The sequence below is a fragment of the Arenivirga flava genome (assembly GCF_030161575.1).
GTDB classification, from domain to species: domain Bacteria; phylum Actinomycetota; class Actinomycetes; order Actinomycetales; family Microbacteriaceae; genus Arenivirga; species Arenivirga flava.
Genome location: NZ_BSUL01000001.1, coordinates 1,112,971 through 1,134,359, shown reverse-complemented (window position 1 = coordinate 1,134,359; position 21,389 = coordinate 1,112,971). Strand labels below are relative to the sequence as shown.

Below are 21,389 nucleotides of genomic sequence, written 5' to 3'. Positions count from 1 at the left end.
CGCAGCACCGGCTGAACAGCTTCGCACCCCTGGAGGTCGCGGCGCTCGACGCCCAGGGCAGGCTGCTCGGGCTGCCCGTCAGCGAGCTGCTCGGCGGCGCGGTGCGCGACCGCGTCGACTACAGCGCCTACCTCTTCTTCAAATGGGCCGGCCACCTGGGCGAGGAGCCGGACGGGTGGGGCGCCGCCATGGACGCCGCAGGCATCGTGCGGCAGGCGGACGCGCTGATCGACCGGTACGGCTTCCGCTCGATCAAGCTCAAGGCGGGGGCTCTGCCCCCTCGCTCGAGGTCGAGTCGCTGCTCGCCCTCGCCGCCCAGCACCCCGGCCTGCCCCTGCGGATCGACCCGAACGGCGCGTGGAGCCACCGGACCGCCGTGGCGGTGGCTGCCGAGCTGGGCGACGTGCTCGAGTACCTCGAGGATCCCGTGCTGGGCATCGAGGGCATGAGCCGCGTGCACGCCGAGACGGGTGTGCCCCTCGCCACGAACATGTGCGTCACGCGCATCGAGCACCTGCGCCCGGCCGTCGCCGCGGACGCCGTGCAGATCGTGCTGAGCGACCACCACTACTGGGGCGGCCTGCTCCGCACGCGCGAGCTCGCGGCGACCTGCGAGGCCTTCGGCCTGGGGGTGTCGATGCACTCGAACTCGCACCTGGGCGTCTCCCTGGCGGCGATGACCCACGTGGGGTCGACGATCCGCCGGCTCGACTACGCGTGCGACACGCACTACCCCTGGAACCGCGAGGACGACGTCGTGCGACGCGGCGCGCTCGAGATCGTCGACGGCGCGGTGGCCGTGCCGGACGGTCCCGGCCTCGGCGTCGAGATCGACGAGGAGCGGGTCGCCGCACTGCACCGCCGGTACCTCGCCGCCGGACGCACCGTGCGCGACGACGGCGGATACATGCGCCGAGTCGACCCGGGCTTCTCCGACGTGCTGCCCCGCTACTGAGCGGGGCGGCACGCCGCCCGCTCAGCCGAGGTGGGGTGCCACCGCGCCGTCGAAGGCCTCGGCGGTGCGCCGCACCACCGCCGCCGGGTCCGCATCCCACACCGCCTGGTTGAAGATCTCGACCTCGACGTCGCGGTCGTAGCCCGTCGCGGCCACGGCGCGCGTGATCGCCTCGAAGTCGATGACACCCTCGCCCGGGTGGTGCCGCGAGAGCAGCACGTCGGCCTCGAGCGGGGCGCGCCAGTCGCAGACCTGGTAGGTGGCGATGCGGCCGGATGCGCCGGCCCGCTCGATCTGCGCGAACAGCTGCGGGTCCCACCACACGTGGAAGGTGTCGAGGGCGACGCCGACCTCCTCGGCCGCGAAGGGCTCGGCGAGGTCGAGCGCCTGACCGAGCGTGGAGATCACGGCGCGGTCGGCGGCGTACATCGGATGCAGGGGCTCGATCGCGAGCGTCACCCCGGCCGCGCGGGCGTGCGGCGAGAGCTCGCTGAGCGCCTCGGCGACGCGCTCGCGGGCGCCGACGAGATCGCGGCTGCCGGAGGGCAGGCCGCCCGCGACGAGCACGAGCACCGCGGTCGAGCCGGCGGCGCCGGCGGCCGCCAGCGCCGCCGTCTCGTCGATGGCGCGCCGGTTGTCGTCGAGGGAGGCGCGCCGCTCGGGACCCTTGGGCACCGTGAAGAAGCCGCCGCGGCAGTAGGTGCTGAACCGCAGGCCGCTGTCGGCGAGGCGGCGAGCGGACTCCTCGAGCCCGAGCTCGGCGACGGGCTCGCGCCAGAGGCCGATGGCCTCGACACCCGCATCCGCCGTCACCCGCAGGGCGGTGGGCAGGTCGGCGTACTTGATCGTCGCCTGGTTGATGGAGAGGCGGTCGCTCATGCGTCCACCCCGCTGACCCGCAGCAGCGCGTGCCAGCGCTCGAGCGCCAGCTCGGGCCGCTCCAGCGCGCCCGAGCCGTTCGCCAGCTCGACGATGCGCGAGAGGTGCGGCAGGCTGCGCGCGGAGTGCAGGCCGCCGACCATCTGGAAGCCGCGCTGGTGGCCGTTCAGCCAGGCCAGGAACGCGACGCCGGTCTTGTAGTAGAAGGTCGGTGCGGCGAAGATCTGCCGGCTCAGCTCCTCCGTCGGCAGCAGGATGCGGGTGTACTCGGCCCCGTCGCCGTCGTCGAGCGCCTGGATGGCCGCCGACGCGCTCGGCGCGAGGGCCGCGAAGGCGCCCAGCAGCGCATCCGAGTGCCCGCCGGCGCTGGCCGGCTGCGGGGCATCGGGCGCCTCCGAGCCGCCGATGAGGCCCACGTAGTTGAAGTCGTCGCCGGTGAACATGCGCACGCCCGCGGGGAGGCGCTCGCGCACGAAGACCTCGGCGTCGGCGTCGAGCAGGCTCATCTTGACGCCCGCGATGCGGTCGGCGTGCTCGCCGATGATCTCGAGCAGCACCAGTGCGGCCTCGCGCCACTGCGTCGAGCCGAAGTAGCCCTCGAGGGCGGGGTCGAAGGCCGTGCCGAGCCAGTGCAGCACCACCGGGCCGCCGGCGTCGCCGAGCACCGCGCGGTACACGCGGCGGTAGTCGTCGGCGGTCTCGGCGGCGCGGGCGAGGTGCCGGCTGGCCATCAGCACGGGACCGGCGCCCTGCTCCTCGGTGAAGCGCAGCTGCTCGCGGTAGGCGGCGACGACCTCGTCGAGGGACACGTGCTCCGACTCGAGGTGGTCGGTGTTGACGCCGACGACGACCGAGCCGCCCTCCTCCCGGGCGACCTGGGCGCTGCGCGCGATGAGCTCGCGGGTGGCGGCGGCGTCGAGGCCCATGTTCCGCTGAGCGGTGTCCATGGCGTCGGCGACGCCGAGGCCCCACGAGTAGACGTGCCGGCGGAACGCGAGGGTCGCGTCCCAGTCGATCTCGGCGGGCCGGCCCGGGGTGTTGTCGCCGTGCGCGAGGGGCACCACGTGCGCGGCGGCGTAGGCCACGCGGCTGCGCAGCGGTCCGCTGGGGCGGGCGAAGGACGGGGCGTCGGCGAGGTCGACGGCGCGCGTGGCGCCGTCGCCGCCGAGCAGGGTGAGGGCGCTCATCCGCTCAGTCCAGGCTCAGCGGGACGATCTCGATCTTGCGGCCCTCGCTGCTGGAGCGCAGTCCGGCCTCCGCCAGCTGCACGCCGCGCGCACCCGACAGCAGGTCGAACTCGTACTCGGAGCCGGTGGCGAAGGAGAGCAGGAACTCCTCCCACTGCTGCTTGAAGCCGTTCTGGAAGACGTCGTTCGTGGGCACCTCGGCCCAGTCCGCGTCGTAATCGTGCGCGTCGGCGAGGTCGGGGTTCCAGACCGGCTTCGGGGTGGCGTTGCGCGACTGGATCTTGGCGCCGAACAGGCCGACGACGGCCGAGCCGTGGGTGCCGTCGACGTGGAACTCGACGAGCTCGTCGCGGTTGACGCGCACGGTCCAGGACGAGTTGATCTGGGCGACGACGCCGCCGGCGAGCTCGAAGACTCCGTAGGCCGCGTCCTCCGCGGTGGCGGTGTAGTGCTCGCCACGCTCGTCCCAGCGGTCCGCGATGTGCACCGCAGCGTGCGCGTAGACGGTCTCGACCTTGCCGAAGAGGTTCTCGAGCACGTAGTTCCAGTGCGGGAACATGTCGACGATGATGCCGCCGCCGTCCTCGGCGCGGTAATTCCAGCTGGGGCGCTGGGCGGGCTGCCAGTCGCCCTCGAAGACCCAGTAGCCGAACTCGCCGCGCACCGAGAGGATGCGCCCGAAGAAGCCCGAGTCGATGAGGCGCTTGAGCTTCTGCAGACCAGGCAGGTAGAGCTTGTCGTGCACGACGCCCGTCTTCACGCCGGCGTCTGCGGCGAGGCGCGCGAGCTCGAGCGCCTCCTCGACGGTCTCGGCCGTCGGCTTCTCGGTGTAGATCGTCTTGCCGGCCGCGATGGCCTTGCGCAGTGCGCTCGAGCGGGCCTTGGTGACGAGGAAGTCGGCGTAGATCTCCCAGCGCGGGTCGGCCAGCGCGGCGTCGAGGTCGCTCGTGTAGTCCTCGATGCCGTGCTTCGCGGCGAGCTCGGCGAGCTTCGCCTCGCTGCGGCCGACGAGCAGCGGACGCACGGTCAGCCTCGTGCCGTCGGGCAGCTCGATGCCGCCCTGCTCGCGGATCGCGAGGATCGAGCGCACGAGGTGCTGGCGGTAGCCCATGCGGCCGGAGACGCCGTTCATGATGATGCCGACCTCGCGCACGGCGGGCGCCGCGCTCTCGGTGCGAGCGGATGCGGGGGCGATGGTCGTCTCTGACACGTCGGTTCCTTCGTGGTCGTCCTGCGCTGAGTGGGGATGCCGGAGTCGGCGGGTAAGCGCTTTCCGCGAGTATGGCACGGCGAGCGCGGGGGGACAAGATCAGGCGGGGCGCCAGTGCAGCACGGCGCAGCCGTGCGGCTCGAGGCGCAGGCGCAGCGACGCGCCCTCGGGGGCTGTGCCGCGCATCCGCTCGCCCTCCGGTACGACGATGTCGCCGGACCAGAGCTCGACGATCGACCCGCCTCCGCCGAACGCCAGGTCGCCGGAGTCGAGCGAGACCTCGCGCGCCGCGCCGCGCAGGTCGAACACCGCGGCGTAGCGCGAGCCGCCCGGCCCGTCAGCGCCCCAGAGCACGAGATCGTCCTCGCGGCGCAGCTCGCGGTTGCGGCTGGAGTCGCGGCCGATCGCGAGGATCGCCGCGTTGCACAGCAGCTCGATCGTCGCCGGGTCGGAGCTCGGTAGATCGCCGCCGACCATCAGGGGCGACCGGGCGATCGACCACAGGGCGAGCAGGCTGCGGCGCTCGGCGGGGGTCAGGGCATCGTCGCGCGGCTCGCCGCGCTCCGCGCGCAGGCCGATGCGCCCGAGCGGCAGCATGTCGCCGTCCGGCCACCCCGAGGATCCGGCGTGCGGCGCCCAGCGGGCGAAGCGGGCGAAGTTCGCCTCGACCGCCGACCAGTCGTCCCAGAGGTCGTCGCAGATGCGCCACATCGTGGCGTGCTCGCGCAGGTGCTCGAGGCGCTCGAGCGACAGGTCGCGGCCGGGGGAGAGGCTCAGGGCGATGTCGCGTCCGCTGCGCTCGATGGCGCGGGCGAGGGCCTCGATCTCGGTGCGCTGGTACGGCCAGAGCAGGTCGTCGGCCTTGATGAAGTCGACGCCCCAGTCCGCGTAGAGCGCGAGCGCCGAGTCGACGTAGGCCTGCGCGGCCGGGTCGCCGTGGTCGAGGCCGAGCATGTCGGGGTTCCACTCGCAGACGTTGCCCGCATCCGCGACCCGGTCCGCCGTCGCGTCGGTGCCGAGCACGGGCGAGCGCTCCGCGACCGCCCGGCGCGGCACGCCCCGCATGATGTGGATGCCGAAGCGCAGACCCAGCGCGTGCACGCGATCCGCGAGCGGCCCGAAGCCGGCACCGCCGGCCGAGCTGGGGAAGCGGGCGGGGTCGGGCACCAGGCGCCCGTGCGCGTCCATCGCCAGCGGCGCCTGCGCGTTGTATCCGTGCGAGCGCGCGGTCGGGTCGGACCAGTCGATGTCGACCACGACCGTGTCCCAGCCGTAAGGGAGCAGGTGCTCGGCGAGGAACTCGGCGTTGGCGAGCACCTCCGCCTCGGTCACCGTCGTGCCGTAGCAGTCCCACGAGTTCCAGCCCATCGGCGGGGCGGCGGTGCGCAGCAGCGGCATGGCGTCACCCCAGCCGCAGGAGCGGGTGCCCGGCGCCGGCGCTCACGCGGACACCGCCGAGCTCAGCGGGGCGGCCGGACGAGCGGATGCGGGCACCCTCAGCACGGCGACTCCTTCCGGCGCCAGATCGACGCCCGTGACGGCCGCGCCCGACTCGAGGTCGATCGCGTCGACGGCGAGCTGCACGGCGGCCGCCGAGTGGTTGATGAGGAAGACCACGTCGCCGCGGCGCGCCGCCTCGACGCCCTCGGGCAGGCCCGGCAGCACCGGCTCGACGCCGGCGCGATCGAGCAGCGCGTCGACGATGCGCGCGATGCCGGCCCGGTCGGGCTGGGTGCCGACGTACCAGGCCTCGCCGGCGCCGTGCGCGTTGCGGGTGAGCGCGGGCTGACCGACGGGGATCCCGTCTGTGAAGCGGGCGAGCACCTCGGCGCCCTCGGTGCGCAGGTCCTCGGCCAGCAGCGAGCCTCGGAAGGCCGCCCCGGCCCAGTCGACGCCGATCGCGTCGCGGGCCGGCACGGGCATGACCGGCCCGCCCGGATGCGCGGCGAGCGCCCCGAAGTCGTCGAGCCCGACCCCGAGCACCGGCCCGAGCTGCGTGAGGAAGCCGCCGCGGCGGAAGCGGTCGTCGGCGTCGACGACGTCGCTGAACGGCCCCGTGAGCAGCACCCCGCCCGCTCCGACGAACGACGCCAGACGCGCCGCGCCCTCGTCGCGCAGCAGGTAGAGGAAGGGGGCGACGACCAGGTCGTGGCGCTCGCGGTCCACGCGCTCCGGCGGCACGATGTCGACCTGCACGGCGCGGCCGTGCAGCGCCCCGTACCACTCGCGCACCTCGGCGAGGTACTCGATGACGACCGGGTGGTCGCTGCCCTCGACGGCCCACCAGTTCTCCCAGTCGAAGACCAGCGCGACGCGGGCCTCGCGGTCGGCCGCGGGCAGCGCCTCGAGCGCGCCGAGTCGGGCGCCGAGGCAGACGACGTCGTGCCAGGAGCGCGCGGAGGTGCCGGCCTGCGGCAGCATCGCCGAATGGAACTTCTCGGCCCCGCCGGCCGACTGGCGCCACTGGAAGAACATGACGCCGTCGGCGCCGCGGGCGACCGCCTGCAGCGACTCGGCGACGAGGCGGCCCTCGGGCTTCGAGGCGTTGGCCGGCCGCCAGTTGACGGCGCCTGCCGCCTGCTCCATGAGGATCCACGGCACGCCCGGCTTGAGCGAGCGCATGAGGTCGCGCTGGAAGGCGATGTCGCGCACCCGGTCGGGGCTCGACGGGTCGGGGTAGCAGTCGTCGGCGACGACGTCGACCAGCTCGGCCCAGCGGGAGTAGTCGGCGGGCTTGAACGGGCCCATGAAGTTGGTCGTCATGGGCTGCGTCGCACCGGCAGCGCGCAGCACGTCGCGCTCCATGACGTAGCACTCGATGAGCATGTCGCTCGTGAAGCGGCGGAAGTCGAGCACCGCCGAGGGGTTGCGGCTGTACGGCGCCTTGCGTGGCGGCAGGATCTCGTCGAAGCCGCCGTAGCGCTGCGACCAGAAGTCGGTGCCCCACGCGGCGTTGAGCGCCTCGATCGAGCCGTAGCGCTCGGTCAGCCAGCCGCGGAAGGCGTCGCGGGCCGCATCCGAGTAATCGGCGTGCAGGTGGCAGCCGTACTCGTTGTTGATGTGCCACATGACCACCGCGGGGTGGTCGACGTAGCGCTCGGCGATGCGGCGCACGAGCTCGCTCGCGAGCCGGCGGTAGACGGGGGAGGAGGGCGCGTAAGCCTGGCGGCTGCCCTGCGAGAAGACGGTGCCGTCCTCGTCGACCGGCAGGATCACCGGGTAGCGGATGCTCGCCCACGGCGGCGGCGACGCCGTCGCGGTCGCGAGGTTCACCCGGATCCCGCCCGCGTGCAGCAGGTCGATGACGCGGTCGAGCCAATCGAAGTCCCAGCGGTCCTCGGCGGGCTGGATGCGCGACCACGAGAAGATCGCGAGGCTGACGACGTTGACGCCGGCCTCCCGCATCCGCTCGACGTCCTCGGGCCAGATGTCCTCGGGCCACTGCTCGGGGTTGTAGTCGGCGCCGTAGAGCACGTCGACTCCTCTCGGGGTTCGTTGCGGGGTGTCGTCAGGCGTCGCGCGGGGCGCGGCGCTGCGGGGTGGCGACGAGCGCCAGGACGAGGCAGCCGAGCGCCGGCACGAACAGCGGCACGAGGGCCCAGGTGCACACGCCGACCAGCCCGACGGCCGCGAGCAGGTAGAGCGCGCCGACCGGGTCGCGGCGCACCGCGCGCGGCGTGCGCGCGATCGCGTGCCGCCAGCCCGTGCGCTGCGACCACCCGGACGAGGCCAGGCCGATCGCGAGCGCGACCGCCGCGAGCCCCACCCAGCCGACCACCGCGATCGCCGGGCCGCCGGGCAGCGCGCCCGAGGCGGCGAGATCGAGGTCGAGCAGCAGCACGCCGGTGGCGAGGGCGGCGGCGAGGCCGACCAGCCAGCCGCCGCGCAGGGCCGCTAGGTAATCGCCGACGAAGGCGCCGACGCTCGTGGTCTCGGCGCGCAGGTGCCGCCGCAGGTGGCCGGCGCCGGCGGCCAGCGCCGCGGGCAGCGTGATCACCGGCAGCGACGCGACGGTGACCAGCACCCCGGTCAGCAGCACCTCACCCAGCAGCGCGAAGGCGCCGATCGCCCCGGGGTTGCGCCCGATCACGCGCCCCGGCAGGGCCGGGCCGCTGCCGTCGAGGTCGCGGCGCCGCGCGATGCGCAGCTCGCGCCGGTGCAGCACGGTCATCGCGATCAGCCCTTGAGCCCCTGGGTGGCCACGCCGCCGATGAGGAAGCGCTGGAACACCGCGAAGAAGGCCATGATCGGCACCAGCGCCAGCAGCGAGGCCGTGACCGAGGCCCCGTAGTCGCTCGCCGAGGTCTGGTCGTTGTAGAGCCGCAGCGCGATCGGCAGCGGGTACTGCTCGGGGCTGGTGACGTACAGCAGCGGTCCGAGGAAGTCGTTCCACGCCCAGATGAAGGCGAAGATCGAGCAGGTGATCAGCGCCGGCTTGATGAGCGGCACGATGATCGACCAGAAGATGCGGAAGTGCCCGGCGCCGTCGATGCGCGCCGCCTCGTCCATGTCGCGCGGGATCGAGCGGATGAACTGCACGATCAGGAACACGAAGAACGCCTCGGTCGCGAGGAACTTCGGCAGGATCAGCGGGATGTACGTGTCGATCAGGTCGAGCCGGTTGAAGAGCACGTACTGCGGGATGATGACGACGTGGAACGGCAGCAGCAGCGTGCCGATCATGGCGGCGAAGAGCACGCCCACGCCCTTGAACTTGATGCGGGCGAAGCCGTAGGCCGCGAGCGCCGAGGAGAGCACGGTGCCGATGACGGCCATGCTGGCGATGAAGAGGCTGTTGGCGAAGAAGCGCCACAGTGGCACGCCGGCGATGCCCTCGAACACCCGCAGGTAGTTGTCGATGGTGGGCGACTCGGGGATCAGCCCGGGGTTCTGGCCGAACTCCGCGTTGGGCTTGAACGTGGAGAACACGAGCCAGACGAGCGGGTAGAGCACCAGCACGGTCAGCGCGCCGAGGGCGACGAACCAGATGACGGTCTGCCAGCTCTTGCGGCTGACCTTGCGGCGCGTGGGTGCGCCCTTCGCGGTGCGGACGGCCTCGTCGAACGTGGCCTCGGGGCGGATGGCGGTCATCGGTTGTCTCCGGCGTAGTGCACCCACGACTTCTGGGTGCGGAAGAGGATGAAGGCGATGACGGCGACGACGACGAGCAGCACCCAGGCGATGGCCGCCGCGTAGCCCATCTGGCCGTCCTGGAACGCCCGCTTATAGAGGTAGACGGTGATGAAGTTGGTCATGCCCGCCGGGCCGCCGGTGCCGCTCGAGATGATGTACGCCGAGGCGAAGACCTGGAAGGCGCCGATGAGCTCGAGCAGCAGGTTGAAGAAGATGACCGGCGAGAGCATCGGGATGGTCACGGCCTTGAAGCGGCGCATCGCGCCCGCGCCGTCCATCTCGGCGGCCTCGTAGAGCTCCTTGGGCACCTGCTTGAGGCCGGCGAGGAAGATGACCATGGTGCCGCCGAACTGCCAGACGGCGAGGATGATCATCATCGGCACGACGAGGGAGACGTTGCCCACCCAGCCGCCGAGCTCGATGCCGAAGATGCTGAGCCCGCTGTCGACCGGTCCGTTCGAGGAGAACATCGCGCGCCAGACGATAGCGACTGAGACGGAGGCGCCGATGAGCGACGGCGCGTAGAAGGCGGAGCGGAAGAAGCCCGAGCCCTTGTCGCGGTAGTTGAGCAGCAGGGCGATGCCGAGGGCGGCCGCCAGCTTGATCGGCGTGCCGACGAGCACGTAGACCAGCGTGATCTGCGCGGACTGGATGAACTGCGGGTCGTCGGTGAAGAGCCGGATGTAGTTGTCGAGGCCGATCCACTGCGGGTCGGAGAAGAGGTTGTACCGCGTGAAGGAGAAGTACAGCGAGTAGGCCATCGGCCCCACGGTAAGCCCGACGAAGCCGATGAGCCAGGGCGTGAGGAACGCGTAGCCGGCGAGCCCCTCGCGGCGCTCACGCAGCTTGAGTCCCGGCCGCACGGGCGGCTTGCCGCCCTTGCGGGGAGCGGATGCGTTCGCCGCCGCTCGGCGTGCGGGGCCCGAGGCATTCGTCGGGCGCGGGGTGGTGGCGGTCATCGGTGACTCCTCCATCGCAGTCTGGGAAGGGGTGCCGCGGGGGCGACGTCGCGTCGCCCCCGCGGTGATTCCGGTCAGGAGTTGAGCGCGACGTCCATCTCGGTGAAGAAGCGGTCGACGGCCTCGTCGACGGTCACCGTGCCGAACATGAGCTCGGTGCCGAGCACGCGGAACTCCTCCTCGATGTTGCCGAAGCCGACGATCGGCACGGGCGGGGCGTCGCCGAGACGATCGGCGATCGAGGCCTCGTACTCCTCGATCTGCGCGTCGAGACCGCTCAGGTCCGAGCTGCTGCGCGCGGTCTCGCTGGCCGGGAGGCCGCGGTTGGTGCCGAAGATCGCGCCCACCTCGGGGTCGTTGACCATGAAGTCGATGAAGATCGCCGCAGCCTCGCCGTGGTCGGTGCCCGCCGACGCCGAGAGCAGCATGCCCGCCTTCTGGTAGAGGTCCTTCGCGCCCTCCTCCGTCACGGGCGGCTCGATGAGGTTGAGCTCGGGGTAGCCCTCACCGAGGTTGGCCAGGTAGCCCGCGCCGAAGTTGTCCCAGGTCATCTCGCTCGCGGTGAGGGCGGTGTCGAAGGCGCCCAGCGGCAGCTGCTCCTCGACACGCTGCTGCGGGATGAAGGCGCCGGCCTCGCGCTGCTCGGTGGTCTGGTTCCAGAAGTCGCGCAGGTCGTCCTCGTCGAAGTTCGGCTCGCCGTCCTCGGTGAAGAGCTCCTCGCCCTGGGCGCGCTGCTGGAGCTCGAAGACCTGGATGCGGCCGGTCCAGTCACCGGCGCCCCAGGCCTCCACGCCCGCGGCTTCGGCGGCAGCCGTGGTGTCCTCGATCCAGGCGGTGTAGTCGTCCCAGTCGCCGCCGGCGAAGTCCTCGACGCCGATCTCGGCGAGCAGGGTCGGGTTGGTGAACAGGCCCCACGCGTTGGTGGAGATCGGGATGCCCGCGGTGATGTCGGCGACCTCGCCGGAGCCGAGGACCGCCTCGTCGAAGGGCCCGGTGTCGATCTGCTCGCCGAGGTAGGGCTCGAGGTCGAGCAGCAACCCGTTCTCGGAGTACTGGCGCAGGTAGCTGATGTCCGTGGCGAGCACGTCGGGCAGACCGCCGCCGGCGGCCTCGGTCTGGCGGCGCTCCCAGTAGTCGGGGTAGGGCAGGAAGGAGGTCTGCACCGAGACGTTCGGGTACTCCTCGTTGAAGAGGTCGATGGCCTGGTCGTACAGACCGGCGCGCACGTCGTTGCCCCAGAACGCGAAGTTGAGGGTGGTCTCCTCGTCGGGGTCGAACTCGCCCCCGCCGCCGCTGGAGCCGCCGGAGCATCCCGCGAGCACGAGTGCCGTGCCGGTCGCCGCTGCGATGAGCGCGGCGGTCCTCTTGGTGTTGAACATCGTTGTCCTTCCAGAACGTCGTCGTCCTCGACCGTCGGCCTCGGAGACGGCCGGCGATCCCGCTGTGAGAAAGCGCTTGCCGAGAACCGTACCCGGCGGAAAAACGTTTCGCAAGGAAAACTTGCCGTGGCTCGGGAAGGGCTTTCCGGCCAGTGATTCCCCTGCGTGAGCGGCGCGAGGTCGACCGAGCGCCACCTCGCCGCGTGCGCCGGCCGCCTGCGTGCGATGCCGTACCCGGACGACGGATGCGTACCGGTCCCGATGCTCCGTTGTCGCTCGGGTGCTGCAACACCGTGCGCTGCGCTGCGCTGCGCTGCGGGCGGCTCGGGCTCGGTGCCGCGTGCGCCGGCCGCCTGCGGGCGATGACGTATGCGGACGACGGATGCGTACCGGTCCCGATGCTCCGTTGTCGCTCGGGTGCTGCAACACCGTGCGCTGTGCTGCGGCGCAGGCGCTGCGGGCGGCTCGGGCCCGAGCGGCACATGGGTCGCTAGGAGCGGCCGCCGGTCGACTCGCGCACGATGAGCTCCGGCGCGAAGACGATGCTGTCGGCGGGATCGAGCGTGCGGCCATCCGTCACCGCCGGCAGCAGCAGCTGCGCGGCCCGACGACCCATCTCGCGAGCGGGCTGGCGCACGGAGGTGAGCGGCACGGCCGCGACGGCGGCGAACTCGATGTCGTCGTAGCCGACGACCGCGACCTGCTCGGGCACGCGGGTGCCGCCGGCGATCAGGCCGTAGACGATGCCGCAGGCGAGGTGGTCGTTCGTCGTGACGATGCCGTCGGGTCGCTCGTCCGTCGGCATCGAGGCGATGCGCAGGCCGAGCTCGCGGCCGATGCCGCTCGTGACCCGGTGGGTCCAGGCGACGTCGAGCTGCACGTCCGGATGCTCCGCCGCCGCCGCCCGGGCGCCGACCAGCCGCTGCGCCACCTGCGCCACCGAGTCCTGGCCGCCGATGAAGGCCAGTCTCCGCCGGCCGAGCGCGATGAGGTGCTGGACGGCCAGGCGGCCGCCGGCGACGTCGTCGAAGGAGACGGAGGGCAGTTCGCCGCGTCCGTCGACCGCGTCGACGAGGACCGCGGGGATGCCCCTGCGGCGGAGGCGGTCGATCTCCTCCGGGGTCGCGCCGTAGGGCGAGATGAGGACGCCCTCCACCTGCACCCGCTCGAAGAGCTCGAGGTGCGCGCGCTCCTTCTCGTGGTCGTCGTCGCTGTTGCCCACGAGCACGCGGAGGTTCGCCGCGGTCGCCGCCTCCTCGGCCCCGGCCACCATCGCGCCGAAGAACGGGTTGGCGATGTTGATGACCGTCATGCCGAGCAGGCCGCTGCGGCCGGCGCGCAGCTGCTGCGCCGCCTGCAGCGGAACGTAGCCGAGCTCGTCGGCCACGCGCCGCACCCGGGCGGCCAGTGCCGGCGTGACGAGGTGCGGGCGGTTCAGCGCATTCGAGACCGTGCTGATGGAGACGCTCGCATGGCGCGCCACGTCGCGGATGCCGATGCGCTTCATGTCGCCAATCCTGGCCTGCCCGCCGGGTTCGCGGGTGAGCGGGGTGGTCGCCGCCCGGCGCGCGGTCGCGGCGCGGACCGGTCCAGGCATGCCGACGCCGGCAAAAAAACTCGCGGTTTTGCCGAATTTCCATTGACAACGACGGCGGCGCGGAGAACACTCACGGAAAGCGCATTCCAAGACGATGCGGACGTCGACACGAGGAGGTGTCGCTGTGACGAAGAACTGGGCCCTGCGCGCGCACGAGGCCTGCGACTGGGTGCTGTGGGCCGCGGCGATGAACGCCCTCTGGCTCGGAGGCACGATCGCCGGGGGCGTCGTGCTCGGGCTCGCCCCCGCGACGGTCGCCGTCTCGGTGCTCACCCGGCGGCGTCTCCGCGGGGAGCGCTTCGCGGTCGTGGCGGCCTTCGCGACGGCGTGGCGACGCGAGTTCCTCGGCGCGCAGATCGCCGTCGGCGTGCCCGTCCTGATCGCCGCGCTGCTGATCGCCCAGGGCACCGCGCAGCTGGGGCGCACCGGCGGCCCCTGGGCGGCGGCCCTGCTGGTCGGCGGTGCCTACGCGGCGGTCGTCGCCGCGGTCTCGAGCGCCATGGTCGCCAACTACGAGCTCCGGGGGCGCTCCTACGTTCCGGCCGCCTCCCGCTGGTTGCTGCGCAACCTGCCGCACGCGCTGCTGCTGCTCGCGGTGGGCGCCGTACTGACCGCGGCGACCCTGGCGCTGCCCTCCCTGGCCGTCTTCCTCTCCGTCGGGGCATGGCTGACCGCATCCACGGTCATCAGCCTCGGCTTCTTCGCCGTCAACGAAGCGGCGATCGCACAGCAGAACGAAGGAGTTCATCCATGACCGATACCCGCCGACCCCTGCGCATCGCCGTCGTGTCCGCCACGACTGCCGCGATGCTCGCCCTCGCGGGCTGCTCCTCGGGCGCACCCGTCGCCGATGACGGCCGCCTCTCGATGATGGTGCCCTACCTGTCGACCACGTCCCCCTCCGGCGACAACGCGATCCACACCGCGCTCGAGGAGATCGCCGGCGTGGAGCTCGACATCACCTGGGTGCCGAACTCCTCCTACGCCGACAAGACCAACATCACCCTCGCCGGGGACGACGTCCCCCAGGTGATGATCGTGCAGGGCAAGGATCCCGGCTTCGTCAAGAACGCGGAGGCGGGAGCCTTCTGGAACCTCACCGAGCACCTCGCGGACTACCCGAACCTGACGACCACCATGCCCGAGGTGCAGGAGGCGGCCAGCATCAACGGGGAGGTCTACGGGGTCTTCCGCGCACGCGATGTCATGCGCGCGGCCGTCATCATCCGGAAGGACTGGCTCGAGGCGCTCGGCCTGCCGCTGCCGCAGACCACCGACGACCTCTACGAGATCGCCAAGGCCTTCTCCGAGCGCGATCCGGACGGCAACGGCGTCGACGACACCTACGGCCTCATCATCCCGAAGTGGCCCGGGGGCATCGGCAGCAACAGCCCCTACGACGTCATCGAGACCTGGCACGGAGCGGGGAACCGCTGGACGGAGCGCGGCGGCGAGCTCGTCCCGAGCTTCACCACCGAGCAGTGGCTCGACGGCGTCGACTACGCCAAGCGGCTCGTCGACGAGGGCCTGGTCAACGCCGACTACGCGACCCTCGACTCTGCGGACTGGAACCAGCCGTTCCTCAACGGCGACGGCGGCATCATCATCGACGTCCACTCGCGGGCCGGTTCGATCGCGGCGCTGTTCAAGCAGGCCGACCCCGAGCACTTCGGCCGCTACGTCGACGTCACCGGCAACCTGACCGGTCCCGGCGGCGAGCTGCTCGCGCACCCGACGGCCGGCTACAGCGGGTTCCTCGCCATCCCGAAGGCCTCGGTGCCGACGGAGGAGGCCCTGCACCGGGTGCTCGAGGTGCTCGATGCGCTGAACTCCGACGAAGCCTGGCCCATCGTGAGCAGCGGCCTCGAGGGCGTCACGTACGAGCTCGACGGCGACTTCGCCGTGCCGATCGAGGATGCGCCGCAGGACCTGCTCGACGCCGTGGGCAGCTACGCCCAGCTCGGCACGAACGTCACGGGACGGCCCGGATTCCTCCCGAAGCCGCAGAGCGAGGCCGAGCAGGAGCTCTACGACAAGCGCCGCAGCATCGAGGCCTCCGATCTCGAGGCGGCCGTCTACGACCCCGCGGCCGGGTTCGTCTCGGCGACCTACGCCGCGCAAGGGGCGCAGCTCGACACGATCATCGCCGACGCGCGCATCCAGTACATTGCGGGCCAGATCGACCGCGACGGCCTGCTGGCCGCGATCGAGCGTTGGCGCAGCAGCGGCGGCGATCGCGTCATCGACGAGATCAACGCGCTCGCCGACGATGTCGACTGACACGGCGGGGGCGGTCGCGGGTCGCCGCACCGCCCCGCCCCGTCGGCGCCGCGGCGGTGCGGTGGCGCATGTCGCGCGGTGGCGCTGGCTCTACCTGCTGCTGCTGCCCGGCGTCGTCTACTTCGCCCTGTTCCGCTACGGGCCGATGTACGGCGCCGTGATCGCCTTCAAGGACTACCTGCCGTTCCTCGGCGTGACCGGGAGTCCCTGGGTCGGCACGGCGCACTTCGAGGCCTTCTTCGCGAGCCCGGACTTCCCCCGGCTGCTGGGCAACACCCTCATCCTCGCGCTGCTGAGCCTGCTGATCGCCTTCCCGCTCACCGTCCTCGTGGCGCTGCTGCTCAACGAGCTGCGGCTGAACCTGCTCAAGCGGACCGTGCAGACGCTCATCTACATCCCGCACTTCCTGTCGTGGACCGTGGTGGCGTCGCTGACCTACCTGCTCTTCGCGCTCGAGATCGGTCCGCTCTTCCAAGCGCTCAACGGGCTGCTCGGCACCGACATCGACTTCCTCAGCGATCCCGCCTGGTTCCGGCCGATCATCGTGCTGCAGGACATCTGGAAGAACACCGGGTGGGGCACGATCATCTTCCTCGCCGCCCTGGCCAGCGTCGATCAGGAGCAGTACGAGGCCGCCATCCTCGACGGTGCGGGGCGGTTCCAGCGGGTCTGGCACATCACCCTGCCGTCGATCATGCCCACCGTCGTGGTCATGCTCGTGCTGCAGATGGGCCAGGTGCTCAACACCGGGTTCGAGCAGATCTACCTGATGACCAACGCGCTCAACCGGCAGGTGGCCGACGTGTTCGACACCTACGTGTACTTCATGGGCATCACGCAGGGCAGCTACAGCTACTCGACCGCCGTCGGGCTCTTCAAGGCCGTCGTCGGCGTGGTGCTGATCTTCGGCGCCAACTGGGTGGCCCGCCGCTTCAAGCAGACAGGGATCTTCTGATGGCGCGAGAGCCGTACCGCTTCAACACCCCGGCCGGCCGGGTCTTCGACGTGCTGAACATCGTCCTGCTGAGCGCCCTCGGGGTCGTGGCGCTGCTGCCCTTCGTCTTCGTCACAGCCGGGTCCTTCGCCACCGAGGCCGAGCTGGCCTCGAGGTCCTTCTTCCTGTGGCCGAACACGGTCAGCCTCGAGGCCTACGCGTCCATCCTCACGAGCCCGACCTTCCTGCGGGCGCTGCTGACCACGATCGCGGTCACGGCCGTCGGCACGGTCGTGCAGCTGCTCCTCACCGCCTCGATGGCGTATCCGCTCTCCAAGGTCGGCCTGCCGGGGCGGAAGACCCTGGTGTCGCTGGTCGTGATCACGATGGTCTTCTCCGGCGGCATGATCCCGACCTTCCTGGTGGTGAAGGATCTCGGGCTGCTCGACACCTACTGGGCGCTGATCCTGCCGATGGCGATCAACCCGTTCAGCCTCATCATCATCAAGAACTTCTTCCAGCAGCTGCCCGCCGAGCTGGAGGAGTCGGCCAAGATCGACGGCGCGAACGAGCTGCAGACGCTGTGGAACGTGATCCTGCCGCTGTCCAAGCCGGTGCTGGCGACCTTCGCGCTGTTCTACGCCGTGGGCATCTGGAACGACTTCATGTCCCCGCTGCTCTATCTCAACGACAACTCGATGTGGACGCTGCAGATGTTCCTGCGGCAGGTGACCGCCGCCACCGACCTGTCGATGCTCGAGTCCGATCCGAGCTCGCTGCCACCGGCGCAGGGGGTGAAGTTCGCGGTGATCGTCGTCGCGACCGTGCCGATCCTGCTCTTCTACCCCTTCCTGCAGAAGCACTTCGCCAAGGGCATGCTGATCGGCTCGGTGAAGGGATGAGCGTCTACAGCAACGCGCTGCGCGGTCCGGACGATCTGGTCGGCTGGATCGCGGAAGGTCCGGTGGATGCGCGGCGAGCGCAGGACGGCCTGCGGCTGGCCTCAGCAGGCGGCCCGGAGGCGCACTGGACGCTGTGGTGCCCCGAGGAGTTCGGCGATCGGATCGCCATCTCCTGGGACTTCTCGCCCCGAGCCGAGCCGGGCCTCGCGATGCTGTTCTTCGGGGCGACCTCGCTGCTCGGCGGCAGCATCTTCGACCCCTCGCTGAGCCCTCGGGACGGCGGGTACCCGCAGTACCACTCCGGCGAGCTGCGCACGCTGCACGCGTCCTACTTCCGACGGCGATGGCCGGACGAGCGCTCGTTCCACACCTGCAATCTGCGCAAGTCGCCCGGGTTCCAGCTGGTGGCCAGCGGCGCCGACCCCGTTCCGCCGGCGCTCGATGCCGACGGGCGCTTCTACCGGGTCGAGGTGCTCAAGGACGGGGCGAGGGTGCGCCTCGCGATCGATGGGCTGCCCCTGTTCGACTGGCGGGACGACGAGGTCGACGGCCCCCTCATCGGCTCAGGGCGCATCGGCTTCCGTCAGATGGCCCCGCTCGTCGCCCACTACCGAGACCTGGAGGTCAGGACCCTGTGAACGAGAACGCCGAACTCGATGCGCCCCTGCGCTGGCTCGACGGCGAGCCGCCGGCGTGGCTGCCCGCGGGCGCCACCTGGGGGCTGCCGCTGCCGCGCGGAACGGTCGCCGATGCCGCCGGGCTGCGGCTGACGGACCCGTCCGGGGCCGCCGTGCCCGCGCAGTTCTGGCCGCTGGCCACGTGGCCGGACGGCTCGCTCAAGTGGGCCGGCGCCGCGATCGGGGCCGGCCGGCCGCCGGCAGCCTGCTCGGTCGTGCTCGCGGACTGCCGGGACGAGGCGGAGGCGGCCCAGCCGGTCGCCGTCGACGAGACGCCCGCGGGCGTCGTGGTGCGCAACGGCGTGATCCGCATCGAGATCGCCGCGCCCGGGGAATCGGACGGCGCCCTGCTGCGCAGGGTGCAGCGCGGGAGCACGACGGTCGCCGAGCACCTGCGTCTGGTGAGCAGCGTGCAGCACGAGCTGCCGGAGTTGGGCGGAGGGCAGCGGCACCCCTACTCCTCGCGCCTGGACCGCGTCACCGTCGAGCAGCGCGGCCCGATCCGCTGCGTCGTGCGGCTCGACGGCGTCCATCGGGCCGACGACGGCGTGCGGACCTGGCTCCCCTTCACGGTGCGCGTGGTCCTGGCCGCCGGCTCCGACCGCATCCGCATCGTGCACTCCTTCGTGTGGGACGGCGACCCGCAGGCGGACTTCCTCACCGGCCTCGGCGTCACCGTGGGCGTGCCGCTCCGAGCCGGACTGCACGACCGGCATCTGCGGTTCGCCGGCGACGACGGCGGATTCCTCGCCGAGGCGGTGCGCGGTGTGACCGGCCTGCGCCGCGACCCGGGCGCCGGTGTGCGCCGGGCGCAGGTCGCCGGCGAGGCCACCGCGCCCGTCGAGGAGTGGGACGCGCGCGTCGCCGAACGGCTGCACCTCGTCCCCGCATGGTCGGATGCGACCCTCGCGCAGCTCAGCCCCGACGGCTACGTCATCACCAAGCGCACCGGCGAAGGGCACGCATGGGTGCGGGCCGGGGCCGGACGCCGCTCGGAGGGCCTCGTGTCGCTCAGCGACCCCGAGGGCGGCATCGGCCTGGGCGTGCGCGGCTTCTGGCAGTCGTACCCGGCGCAGCTCGATGTGCGGGGCATGGCGACGGCGAGCGCCACGGTGACCGCGTGGCTGCACGCCCCGCAGGCGCCGCCGATGGATCTGCGCTTCTATCACGACGGGCTCGGGCAGACCGATCACGCCGAGCAGCTCGAGGGGCTCGAGATCACCTACGAGGACTACGAGCCGGGCTTCGGCGATGCGCACGGCATCGCTCGCACCCACGAGCTCGTGCTCGTCGCGCACGCCGCGACACCGGGACTGCAGCGGCTCGCGCTCGACGTGCGGGACCTGCATGCGCCTCCGCTGCTCCAGCCGACGCCGCAGCACCTGCACGCGGCGGGCGTCTTCGGCGACTGGGCGCCGGTGGACCGCTTGGAGCCGGCGCGGGCGGAGATCGAGGACAGCCTCGACGCGCTGCTGGACTTCTACCTCGGTCAGGTGGAGCAGCGACGGTGGTACGGCTTCTGGGACTACGGCGACGTGATGCACTCCTACGACCTCGATCGTCACGCGTGGCGCTACGACGTGGGCGGGTACGCCTGGGACAACAGCGAGCTGTCGACCGATCTCTGGCTGTGGTACTCCTACCTGCGCTCGGGGCGGGCCGACGTGTTCCGCCTCGCCGAGGCCATGACGCGCCACACCGGGGAGGTCGACGTCTACCACCTGGGGCGCTGGGCCGGGCTCGGGACCCGCCACGGTGTGCAGCACTGGGGATGCAGCGCCAAGCAGCTGCGCATCAGTAGCCCGATCTACCGGCGCATCTTCCACTACCTCACCGCGGACGAGCGCGTCGGCGACCTCCTCGACGAACTGGTGGACAGCGATCGGACCTTCCTGCAGCTCGACCCGCTGCGGAAGGTGCGCGACGACGCGGGACGGTACCGTCCCGACGCGGCTGCGCTGTCCGTCTCCCTCGGCACCGATTGGGGCGCGCTCGCGGCCACCTGGCTGACCGCGTGGGAGCGCAGCGGCGACGAGCGATCACGGGACCGGCTGCTGGGCACGATGGCGGACATCGCGGCCATGCCGCAGGGCTTCCTCACCGGGGTCGGCTCGTACGATCTCGAACGCGGCCGCTTCGATCGGCGTCGCGACGACATCGCCGTGTCGCATCTGAGCGCCGTCTTCGGCCTCGTCGAGATCTGCAGCGAGCTGATCGACCTGCTCGACGTGCCGGACTTCGCCCGGGCCTGGGAGCGCTACTGCAGGCTCTACACCGCCACGCCCGAGGAACAGGCGGCGGAGCTCGGAGCGCCGTTGCGGGGCATCCACCTCGAGCAGGCGCACAGCAGGCTGACCGCCTACGTGGCGGCGCGCTCCGACGACGACGCCGCCGCCGCACGCGCCTGGGAGGCCTTCGAGGGCGGCGGCGAATGGCTGCTGCATCGCAGCGCGCTGCAGCGACGGCGGGTGCTGCCGCCGGACGTCCTGCATCCGGTCGACGAGATCGCGAGCGTCTCGACCAACGACGCCGCGCAGTACTCGCTGGCCGCGATCCAGAACCTCGCGCTCATCGGCGATCGGCTGCCGCCCGCCGCGGGTCAGCTGCCGACGGCGTAGCGCCCCGGCCGGTGGTTCAGCGCGATGACGACCCCGAGCAGGGCCGCGCCGACGGCGGAGAGCAGCACCGTCCACCATCCGCTCACGCTGAGCGAGGCGAGCACGACGGCGGTGTCGAAGGCCAACATGGTCCAGCCGGCCGGCACGCCCCAGCGGTCCTGGACGACGAGAGCGAGGATGCCCGAGCCGCCCAGCGAAGCGCCGTGGCGGAAGAGCATGAGGATCCCGACGGCGGCGAGCAGGTTGCCGAGCACGAGCGCCAGGGCCGGATGCGGATGCACGGGGCCCAGCAGCGGGCCGATGAGCGCCGCGAAGGCGGAGACGAGGCCGACGCCGAGGAGCGAGCGCAGGGTGAACGCGGCACCGCGGCGCAGCCACGCCAGCACGAAGAAGGGAAGGTTGACGAGGGCGAAGGCGACCGGGAAGACGGGGCCTCCGGCGTAGTCGACGAGCAGCGCCAGGCCGGCGACACCGCCGGTGACCAGCTGCGCCGCGTGCAGCAGGTGCGCCCCGAACGCCGCGAGCAGCGTGCCGCTGAGAATGCCGATGACGTCCTCGACGGGGAGTGGAAGCGGGCGCGAGCCGCCAGGGTCTCGGGGTCCTTGGTCGCCAGTCGCACCGCACGATCCTCGGGCCGCCGCATATGTTGCGCAAGCGAGCGGAGGTGCGCTGCGCACAT

At 71.8% G+C, this 21,389-nt stretch carries 18 protein-coding genes; 7 read left to right on the top strand and 11 right to left on the bottom strand.

Features of this window, described 5'->3' with window-relative positions; translation table 11 throughout:
• Positions 1 to 142 precede the first annotated feature (142 nt).
• Positions 143 to 955 carry an enolase C-terminal domain-like protein gene (locus tag QQK26_RS05550; protein WP_348519989.1) on the top strand — a complete coding sequence of 271 codons (813 nt, stop codon included), beginning with the start codon at positions 143 to 145 and terminating at the stop codon, positions 953 to 955.
• Positions 956 to 976: 21 nt separating this feature from the next.
• On the opposite strand, the gene QQK26_RS05545 is transcribed toward QQK26_RS05550, so the two are convergent.
• The 10 genes from QQK26_RS05545 to QQK26_RS05500 all read right to left on the bottom strand — a co-directional run bounded on the left by QQK26_RS05545 (position 977) and on the right by QQK26_RS05500 (position 13,209).
• The gene (locus QQK26_RS05545; RefSeq protein WP_284230857.1) at positions 977 to 1,834 is read right to left on the bottom strand and encodes a sugar phosphate isomerase/epimerase family protein; all 858 of its coding nucleotides are present in this window, start codon (positions 1,832 to 1,834) and stop codon (positions 977 to 979) included.
• Positions 1,831 to 3,021, bottom strand: a complete 1,191-nt coding sequence (locus tag QQK26_RS05540; protein WP_284230855.1) for a DUF993 family protein — start codon at positions 3,019 to 3,021, stop codon at positions 1,831 to 1,833. The genes QQK26_RS05545 and QQK26_RS05540 overlap by 4 nt, the downstream gene beginning before the upstream one ends.
• A gap of 4 nt (positions 3,022 to 3,025) precedes the next feature.
• A complete protein-coding gene (locus tag QQK26_RS05535) occupies positions 3,026 to 4,231 on the bottom strand; it encodes a Gfo/Idh/MocA family protein (RefSeq protein ID WP_431307983.1) in 1,206 nt (401 codons plus the stop codon).
• 99 nt (positions 4,232 to 4,330) lie between these two features.
• A complete protein-coding gene (locus tag QQK26_RS05530) occupies positions 4,331 to 5,629 on the bottom strand; it encodes a glycoside hydrolase family 27 protein (RefSeq protein WP_284230853.1) in 1,299 nt (432 codons plus the stop codon).
• A gap of 42 nt (positions 5,630 to 5,671) precedes the next feature.
• A complete protein-coding gene (locus tag QQK26_RS05525; RefSeq protein WP_284230851.1) occupies positions 5,672 to 7,705 on the bottom strand; it encodes a beta-galactosidase in 2,034 nt (677 codons plus the stop codon).
• 34 nt (positions 7,706 to 7,739) lie between these two features.
• The gene (locus QQK26_RS05520; RefSeq protein WP_284230849.1) at positions 7,740 to 8,402 is read right to left on the bottom strand and encodes a hypothetical protein; all 663 of its coding nucleotides are present in this window, start codon (positions 8,400 to 8,402) and stop codon (positions 7,740 to 7,742) included.
• A 5-nt stretch (positions 8,403 to 8,407) separates the two neighbouring features.
• Entirely contained in the window at positions 8,408 to 9,322 is a 915-nt protein-coding gene (locus tag QQK26_RS05515; protein WP_284230847.1) for a carbohydrate ABC transporter permease, read from the bottom strand.
• Positions 9,319 to 10,323 carry a carbohydrate ABC transporter permease gene (locus QQK26_RS05510; protein WP_284230845.1) on the bottom strand — a complete coding sequence of 335 codons (1,005 nt, stop codon included), beginning with the start codon at positions 10,321 to 10,323 and terminating at the stop codon, positions 9,319 to 9,321. Before QQK26_RS05510 ends, QQK26_RS05515 begins: the two co-directional genes overlap by 4 nt.
• A gap of 74 nt (positions 10,324 to 10,397) precedes the next feature.
• Positions 10,398 to 11,702 carry an ABC transporter substrate-binding protein gene (locus tag QQK26_RS05505; RefSeq protein ID WP_284230843.1) on the bottom strand — a complete coding sequence of 435 codons (1,305 nt, stop codon included), beginning with the start codon at positions 11,700 to 11,702 and terminating at the stop codon, positions 10,398 to 10,400.
• Positions 11,703 to 12,192: 490 nt separating this feature from the next.
• Complete coding sequence (locus QQK26_RS05500) at positions 12,193 to 13,209, bottom strand: LacI family DNA-binding transcriptional regulator (protein WP_284230836.1); 1,017 nt, start codon at positions 13,207 to 13,209, stop codon at positions 12,193 to 12,195.
• Between the two features lie 214 nt (positions 13,210 to 13,423).
• On the opposite strand from QQK26_RS05500, the gene QQK26_RS05495 reads away from it, so the two are divergent.
• From QQK26_RS05495 to QQK26_RS05470, 6 genes are read left to right on the top strand one after another with little or no spacing between them, the layout of a single operon-like run.
• Positions 13,424 to 14,053 carry a DUF624 domain-containing protein gene (locus QQK26_RS05495; protein ID WP_284230834.1) on the top strand — a complete coding sequence of 210 codons (630 nt, stop codon included), beginning with the start codon at positions 13,424 to 13,426 and terminating at the stop codon, positions 14,051 to 14,053.
• The gene (locus tag QQK26_RS05490; protein WP_284230832.1) at positions 14,050 to 15,579 is read left to right on the top strand and encodes an extracellular solute-binding protein; all 1,530 of its coding nucleotides are present in this window, start codon (positions 14,050 to 14,052) and stop codon (positions 15,577 to 15,579) included. The genes QQK26_RS05495 and QQK26_RS05490 overlap by 4 nt, the downstream gene beginning before the upstream one ends.
• Positions 15,569 to 16,534, top strand: coding sequence for an ABC transporter permease (locus QQK26_RS05485; RefSeq protein WP_284230831.1), 966 nt, complete (start codon positions 15,569 to 15,571; stop codon positions 16,532 to 16,534). The genes QQK26_RS05490 and QQK26_RS05485 overlap by 11 nt, the downstream gene beginning before the upstream one ends.
• Complete coding sequence (locus QQK26_RS05480; protein WP_284230828.1) at positions 16,534 to 17,415, top strand: carbohydrate ABC transporter permease; 882 nt, start codon at positions 16,534 to 16,536, stop codon at positions 17,413 to 17,415. The genes QQK26_RS05485 and QQK26_RS05480 overlap by 1 nt, the downstream gene beginning before the upstream one ends.
• Positions 17,412 to 18,053, top strand: a complete 642-nt coding sequence (locus QQK26_RS05475) for a DUF1961 family protein (protein ID WP_284230826.1) — start codon at positions 17,412 to 17,414, stop codon at positions 18,051 to 18,053. Before QQK26_RS05480 ends, QQK26_RS05475 begins: the two co-directional genes overlap by 4 nt.
• The gene (locus QQK26_RS05470) at positions 18,050 to 20,710 is read left to right on the top strand and encodes an exo-rhamnogalacturonan lyase family protein (RefSeq protein WP_284230824.1); all 2,661 of its coding nucleotides are present in this window, start codon (positions 18,050 to 18,052) and stop codon (positions 20,708 to 20,710) included. Before QQK26_RS05475 ends, QQK26_RS05470 begins: the two co-directional genes overlap by 4 nt.
• Here the strand turns inward: QQK26_RS05470 and QQK26_RS05465 are convergent.
• Positions 20,692 to 21,387 carry a YitT family protein gene (locus QQK26_RS05465; RefSeq protein ID WP_284230822.1) on the bottom strand — a complete coding sequence of 232 codons (696 nt, stop codon included), beginning with the start codon at positions 21,385 to 21,387 and terminating at the stop codon, positions 20,692 to 20,694. The genes QQK26_RS05470 and QQK26_RS05465 overlap by 19 nt on opposite strands.
• Between the last annotated feature and the right edge of the window lie 2 nt (positions 21,388 to 21,389).

Coding starts and splice junctions, on each gene's coding strand:
- QQK26_RS05480 (WP_284230828.1), top strand. CDS start 16,534: ATGGCGCGAGAGCCGTACCGCTTCAACACCCCGGCCGGCCGGGTCTTC.
- QQK26_RS05545 (WP_284230857.1), bottom strand. CDS start 1,834: ATGAGCGACCGCCTCTCCATCAACCAGGCGACGATCAAGTACGCCGAC.
- QQK26_RS05485 (WP_284230831.1), top strand. CDS start 15,569: ATGTCGACTGACACGGCGGGGGCGGTCGCGGGTCGCCGCACCGCCCCG.
- QQK26_RS05540 (WP_284230855.1), bottom strand. CDS start 3,021: ATGAGCGCCCTCACCCTGCTCGGCGGCGACGGCGCCACGCGCGCCGTC.
- QQK26_RS05520 (WP_284230849.1), bottom strand. CDS start 8,402: ATGACCGTGCTGCACCGGCGCGAGCTGCGCATCGCGCGGCGCCGCGAC.
- QQK26_RS05510 (WP_284230845.1), bottom strand. CDS start 10,323: ATGACCGCCACCACCCCGCGCCCGACGAATGCCTCGGGCCCCGCACGC.
- QQK26_RS05505 (WP_284230843.1), bottom strand. CDS start 11,702: ATGTTCAACACCAAGAGGACCGCCGCGCTCATCGCAGCGGCGACCGGC.
- QQK26_RS05500 (WP_284230836.1), bottom strand. CDS start 13,209: ATGAAGCGCATCGGCATCCGCGACGTGGCGCGCCATGCGAGCGTCTCC.
- QQK26_RS05475 (WP_284230826.1), top strand. CDS start 17,412: ATGAGCGTCTACAGCAACGCGCTGCGCGGTCCGGACGATCTGGTCGGC.
- QQK26_RS05515 (WP_284230847.1), bottom strand. CDS start 9,322: ATGACCGCCATCCGCCCCGAGGCCACGTTCGACGAGGCCGTCCGCACC.
- QQK26_RS05550 (WP_348519989.1), top strand. CDS start 143: ATGGGCCGGCCACCTGGGCGAGGAGCCGGACGGGTGGGGCGCCGCCAT.
- QQK26_RS05530 (WP_284230853.1), bottom strand. CDS start 5,629: ATGCCGCTGCTGCGCACCGCCGCCCCGCCGATGGGCTGGAACTCGTGG.
- QQK26_RS05490 (WP_284230832.1), top strand. CDS start 14,050: ATGACCGATACCCGCCGACCCCTGCGCATCGCCGTCGTGTCCGCCACG.